The following is a 1152-nucleotide window of genomic DNA, read 5'->3' as shown; positions in this document are numbered from 1 at the left end:
GTCTGGAGGCGATGGGCAACGACATGGCTGATATCGTCAAGGCGCTTGGCTACGACAAGGTCGACGTCATGGGCTATTCGCTGGGCGGCGGCGTCGCCTTCCGCATGGCCGTCCAGCATCCTGAAGCGGTGCGCCGGCTTGTCCTGGTGTCGACCGGCTACGCCGCGGACGGCTTCTACGCCGAGATGCGCGGCCAGCAGGCGCAGGTCAGTGCGGCGGCGGCCGATTTCATGAAGGACACGCCGATGTACAAATCCTACATGGCAGTGGCGCCACGTCCGCAGGATTTCCCGAAGCTGTTCGACGCGCTCGGCAATTTCATGCGCCAGGACTACGACTACTCCGCCGACGTCGCCAAGCTGAAGATGCCGGTCATGCTGGCCTATGGCGACAGCGACATGTACCGGCCCGAGCATGAGATCAAGTTCTACCAGATGCTCGGCGGCGGACTGAAAGACGCCGGCTGGATGCGCGAGAACCTGTCACAGAACCGCCTGGCGATACTGCCCAACCGCACCCATTACGACGTCTTTTTCGCCCCCGAGCTGACGGCCGCCGCGCTGCCTTTCCTCTATGGCGAGACCAAGGTGAAGACCTGGGACGAGGTCGTCAGCGAAACGGGATGACCGCCCGTCGATTCCCGCCGGCCGTCTCTCATGAGGCGGCCGGCGGCTTTGTTTATGAAGCCTTGGCGCGGCGCGGCTGCCTGAGATGCTTGATGCCGCTCATCTCGACGAAATTCGTCGCCGCTTCCCAGAGATAGTCGCCGTAGAGAAACGGCTCGAAGGGCTCCGCGCCGGTCAGCGGCAACGGCGCAATCTCGGCGTCGACGCGCGGTTCGTAGAAGAACGGGATCGAGAAGCGCGCCGTCTTCGGGGCAATCACCCGGTGCCGCGTTGCCCGGACGCGCCCGCCGGTCCAGCGTTCCAGCAGCTGGCCGAAATTGACCGCAAGCGTGCCGTTGGCCGGCGGCACGTCGATCCATTCGCCGGCAAGGTTCTTGGCCTGCAAGCCCTCGACGCCGTCCTGCGCCAGCAAGGTGACGAAGCCGGAATCGGCATGCTCGCGGCCGATGATGGTGCGCGTCTCACCCTTGTGGACAACCGAAAACTCCGGCCCGCTGGTGTCGACCCCGGCATTGGCGTCACGCAG

The 1152-nt window shown here is 64.8% G+C and carries 2 protein-coding genes; one reads left to right on the top strand and one right to left on the bottom strand.

Translation table 11 applies throughout. From position 1 onward, the window contains the following. The coding region (locus EN935_RS36990) for an alpha/beta hydrolase (RefSeq protein ID WP_164771733.1) at window positions 1-626 on the top strand (626 nt) is incomplete at its 5' end. A 52-nt stretch (window positions 627-678) separates the two neighbouring features. Here EN935_RS36990 and EN935_RS36985 read toward each other — a convergent pair. Beyond that, window positions 679-1152, bottom strand: a 474-nt coding sequence (locus tag EN935_RS36985; protein ID WP_164771732.1) for a 2OG-Fe(II) oxygenase family protein, incomplete at its 5' end; no start/stop codon positions are given.

Origin of the sequence: Mesorhizobium sp. M7D.F.Ca.US.004.03.1.1 (assembly GCF_003998635.1) — a bacterium.
GTDB lineage: Bacteria > Pseudomonadota > Alphaproteobacteria > Rhizobiales > Rhizobiaceae > Mesorhizobium > Mesorhizobium loti.
This window is presented reverse-complemented; position numbering and strand designations above follow the sequence as displayed.